At 55.1% G+C, this 5,364-nt stretch carries 2 rRNA genes; both read right to left on the minus strand.

Annotated features, from left to right (window positions below):
* Nucleotides 1-197: 197 nt before the first annotated feature.
* Nucleotides 198-3,325: ribosomal RNA gene (locus AC5RT4_RS17700) — 23S ribosomal RNA — on the minus strand.
* Nucleotides 3,326-3,825: 500 nt separating this feature from the next.
* Nucleotides 3,826-5,350: ribosomal RNA gene (locus AC5RT4_RS17705) — 16S ribosomal RNA — on the minus strand.
* The 16S and 23S rRNA genes sit together here, the layout of an rRNA operon.
* Nucleotides 5,351-5,364 lie beyond the last annotated feature (14 nt).

The raw sequence follows: 5,364 nt of genomic DNA on the forward strand, positions 1-5,364 counted from the left end.
GGGGGTGGGAAATCTGTGGTTACAACTCCTGCCCCTGGGGGCAGTGGTGGTGTTGTTATTCAGTTGTGGTGTTCCCTGCAACAACGAACCGGTTTGGTTTGTTGTTCGGGAACCACATAGTGGACGCAAGCAGTTTTGTTATCTTTTTACCACCGCGGGGTGTGAACGTCTTTTGAATGCCGTTCACGCGGTGGTGTGTGGTGTAAGTTATCGGCCTATTAGTACCGGTCAGCTTCACGAGTCGTTAGTCCTCGCTTCCACATCCGGCCTATCAACCCAGTGGTCTGGCTGGGGGCCTCTCACACGCAATGGTGTATGGAAATCTCATCTTGAAGCGAGCTTCCCGCTTAGATGCTTTCAGCGGTTATCCCATCCGAACGTAGCTAATCAGCGGTGCACTTGGCAGTACAACTGACACACCAGAGGTTCGTCCGTCCCGGTCCTCTCGTACTAAGGACAGCCCTTCTCAAATTTCCTGCGCGCGCAGCGGATAGGGACCGAACTGTCTCACGACGTTCTAAACCCAGCTCGCGTACCGCTTTAATGGGCGAACAGCCCAACCCTTGGGACCTACTCCAGCCCCAGGATGCGACGAGCCGACATCGAGGTGCCAAACCATGCCGTCGATATGGACTCTTGGGCAAGATCAGCCTGTTATCCCCGAGGTACCTTTTATCCGTTGAGCGACGGCCATTCCACAATGTACCGCCGGATCACTAGTCCCGACTTTCGTCCCTGCTCGAGATGTCTCTCTCACAGTCAAGCTCCCTTGTGCACTTACACTCGACACCTGATTGCCAACCAGGCTGAGGGAACCTTTGGGCGCCTCCGTTACTTTTTAGGAGGCAACCGCCCCAGTTAAACTACCCATCAGGCACTGTCCCTGACCCGGATTACGGGCCGAAGTTAGATGTCCAAAGTGACCAGAGTGGTATTTCAACGATGACTCCACCCGAACTGGCGTCCGGGCTTCAACGTCTCCCACCTATCCTACACAAGCCACTCCGAACACCAATACCAAACTATAGTAAAGGTCTCGGGGTCTTTCCGTCCTGCTGCGCGTAACGAGCATCTTTACTCGTACTGCAATTTCGCCGAGTTTATGGTTGAGACAGCGGGGAAGTCGTTACTCCATTCGTGCAGGTCGGAACTTACCCGACAAGGAATTTCGCTACCTTAGGATGGTTATAGTTACCACCGCCGTTTACTGGGGCTTAAATTCTCAGCTTCGCCTTGCGGCTAACCGGTCCTCTTAACCTTCCAGCACCGGGCAGGAGTCAGTCCGTATACATCGTCTTGCGACTTCGCACGGACCTGTGTTTTTAGTAAACAGTCGCTTCCCCCTGGTCTCTGCGGCCCCGATCCCCTCCGGAACGCGTGGTTCCATCAAGGTTGGGGCCCCCCTTCTCCCGAAGTTACGGGGGCATTTTGCCGAGTTCCTTAACCATAATTCTCTCGATCGCCTTAGTATTCTCTACCTGATCACCTGTGTCGGTTTGGGGTACGGGCGGCTGAAACCTCGCGTCGATGCTTTTCTCGGCAGCATAGGATCACCAAATCCCCCCAAACGGGGGTCCCATCAGATCTCAGGCATCATGAACAGCGGATTTGCCTACCGTTCGCCCTACATCCTTAGACCGGGACAACCATCGCCCGGCTTGGCTACCTTCCTGCGTCACACCTGTTAATACGCTTGCCTCCCAGGATCAGGTCCTGCGCTCCACCAAAACCCTTCACCCACAAGGGGTGTCAGGCAGGTCTCGGGCAGTTAGTATCCCCTGTTCAGCATGGGCGGTTTTTCGCCGGTACGGGAATATCAACCCGTTGTCCATCGACTACGCCTGTCGGCCTCGCCTTAGGTCCCGACTTACCCAGGGCAGATTAGCTTGACCCTGGAACCCTTGATCATTCGGCGGACGGGTTTCTCACCCGTCTTTCGCTACTCATGCCTGCATTCTCACTCGTGTAGGCTCCACCGCTGGTTTACACCGCGACTTCACTGCCCACACGACGCTCCCCTACCCATCCAGACGCCTGAACCACAAGGGCTTAGCTAATATCTGAATGCCACAACTTCGGCGGTGTACTTGAGCCCCGCTACATTGTCGGCGCGGAATCACTTGACCAGTGAGCTATTACGCACTCTTTTAAGGATGGCTGCTTCTAAGCCAACCTCCTGGTTGTCTTCGCAACTCCACATCCTTTCCCACTTAGCACACGCTTAGGGGCCTTAGTTGGTGGTCTGGGCTGTTTCCCTCTCGACTATGAAGCTTATCCCCCACAGTCTCACTGCTGCGCTCTCACTTACCGGCATTCGGAGTTTGGCTGACGTCAGTAACCTTGTAGGGCCCATTAGCCATCCAGTAGCTCTACCTCCGGTAAGAAACACGCAACGCTGCACCTAAATGCATTTCGGGGAGAACCAGCTATCACGAAGTTTGATTGGCCTTTCACCCCTACCCACAGCTCATCCCCTCCATTTTCAACTGAAGTGGGTTCGGTCCTCCACGACGTCTTACCGTCGCTTCAACCTGGCCATGGGTAGATCACTTCGCTTCGGGTCTAGATCACGCCACTGCAACGCCCTATTCAGACTCGCTTTCGCTACGGCTTCCCCACACGGGTTAACCTCGCGACGTAACACTAACTCGCAGGCTCATTCTTCAAAAGGCACGCCGTCACAACTACAAGGCTGCTCCGACGGATTGTAAGCACACGGTTTCAGGTACTGTTTCACTCCCCTCCCGGGGTACTTTTCACCTTTCCCTCACGGTACTGGTCCGCTATCGGTCATTAGGGAGTATTTAGGCTTATCAGGTGGTCCTGACAGATTCACACGGGATTTCTCGGGCCCCGTGCTACTTGGGATACTCATCCAGGCGGTACACAACATTTCGGTTACGGGGCTCACACCCTCTCTGGCCGGCCTTTCAAGACCGTTCACCTATGCCTGCACATCACACCCCACCAACCCGGCAGAATTGGTACGGAAAGTCCCACAACCCCGACCATGCAACGCCCGCCGGCTATCACACATGGAACGGTTTAGCCTGATCCGCGTTCGCTCGCCACTACTAACGGAATCACTATTGTTTTCTCTTCCTGCGGGTACTGAGATGTTTCACTTCCCCGCGTTCCCTCCACGCACCCTATGTGTTCAGATGCGGGTCACCAGATCACACGAAGCGTCTGGCGGGGTTTCCCCATTCGGACACCCTGGGATCACAGTCCGGTTATCGACTCCCCCAGGCTTATCGCAGATTCCTACGTCCTTCTTCGGCTCCTAATGCCAAGGCATCCACCGTGTGCTCTTAAAAACTTGACCACAAAAGATCAATCAGTAATTTTCGAGAGAACCATGAAAACCAACCACACCCAACAACCACCAACCCCAAAGGGCCAGTAACCATCACGCGCAGCCAGATCCAGGTTCATATTCTTGGAAATTGCTTCTTATAAAAGATGCTCGCGTCCACTATGTAGTTCTCAAACAACAACCCCAAACCACACACCCCACACACACCAAAGCGTGCATGACCGGTCCGGCCAGGAAAACCAGAAACACAAGTCCCGGGACAAAAACCCCGGTCCTGTTGCTTCAGGACCCAACAGTGTGCCAAACACTAAACCGCCCCCACACCCCGCCACCGTTCCAGGACCACAAGGATCCGTACTAGAAGACAAAAGCACAAAGACAGCCGCTATTTGTTGATATTCCACCCATGAGCACCCGCCGCAGAACAATCGTCTGCGCAACGGGCATATACTCCTGACAAACCACACACCACGCATACACGCGGCGCCCGATCTGTAGGTGCTCCTTAGAAAGGAGGTGATCCAGCCGCACCTTCCGGTACGGCTACCTTGTTACGACTTAGTCCCAATCGCCAGTCCCACCTTCGACAGCTCCCTCCCACAAGGGGTTAGGCCACCGGCTTCGGGTGTTACCAACTTTCGTGACTTGACGGGCGGTGTGTACAAGGCCCGGGAACGTATTCACCGCAGCGTTGCTGATCTGCGATTACTAGCGACTCCGACTTCATGGGGTCGAGTTGCAGACCCCAATCCGAACTGAGACCGGCTTTTTGGGATTAGCTCCACCTCACAGTATCGCAACCCTTTGTACCGGCCATTGTAGCATGCGTGAAGCCCAAGACATAAGGGGCATGATGATTTGACGTCGTCCCCACCTTCCTCCGAGTTGACCCCGGCAGTCTCCTATGAGTCCCCACCATCACGTGCTGGCAACATAGAACGAGGGTTGCGCTCGTTGCGGGACTTAACCCAACATCTCACGACACGAGCTGACGACAACCATGCACCACCTGTAAACCGACCGCAAGCGGGGCACCTGTTTCCAGGTCTTTCCGGTTCATGTCAAGCCTTGGTAAGGTTCTTCGCGTTGCATCGAATTAATCCGCATGCTCCGCCGCTTGTGCGGGCCCCCGTCAATTCCTTTGAGTTTTAGCCTTGCGGCCGTACTCCCCAGGCGGGGCACTTAATGCGTTAGCTACGGCGCGGAAAACGTGGAATGTCCCCCACACCTAGTGCCCAACGTTTACGGCATGGACTACCAGGGTATCTAATCCTGTTCGCTCCCCATGCTTTCGCTCCTCAGCGTCAGTTAATGCCCAGAGACCTGCCTTCGCCATCGGTGTTCCTCCTGATATCTGCGCATTTCACCGCTACACCAGGAATTCCAGTCTCCCCTACATCACTCTAGTCTGCCCGTACCCACCGCAGATCCGGAGTTGAGCCCCGGACTTTCACGGCAGACGCGACAAACCGCCTACGAGCTCTTTACGCCCAATAATTCCGGATAACGCTTGCGCCCTACGTATTACCGCGGCTGCTGGCACGTAGTTAGCCGGCGCTTCTTCTGCAGGTACCGTCACTTTCGCTTCTTCCCTACTGAAAGAGGTTTACAACCCGAAGGCCGTCATCCCTCACGCGGCGTCGCTGCATCAGGCTTTCGCCCATTGTGCAATATTCCCCACTGCTGCCTCCCGTAGGAGTCTGGGCCGTGTCTCAGTCCCAGTGTGGCCGGTCACCCTCTCAGGCCGGCTACCCGTCGTCGCCTTGGTAAGCCATTACCTCACCAACAAGCTGATAGGCCGCGAGTCCATCCAAAACCACAAAAAGCTTTCCACCCCCCACCATGCGATGAGGAGTCATATCCGGTATTAGACCCAGTTTCCCAGGCTTATCCCAGAGTCAAGGGCAGGTTACTCACGTGTTACTCACCCGTTCGCCACTAATCCCCGGTGCAAGCACCGGATCATCGTTCGACTTGCATGTGTTAAGCACGCCGCCAGCGTTCATCCTGAGCCAGGATCAAACTCTCCGTTGAAGTAAAACAAAAAC

It is taken from the genome of Arthrobacter sp. sptzw42 (assembly GCF_059089685.1).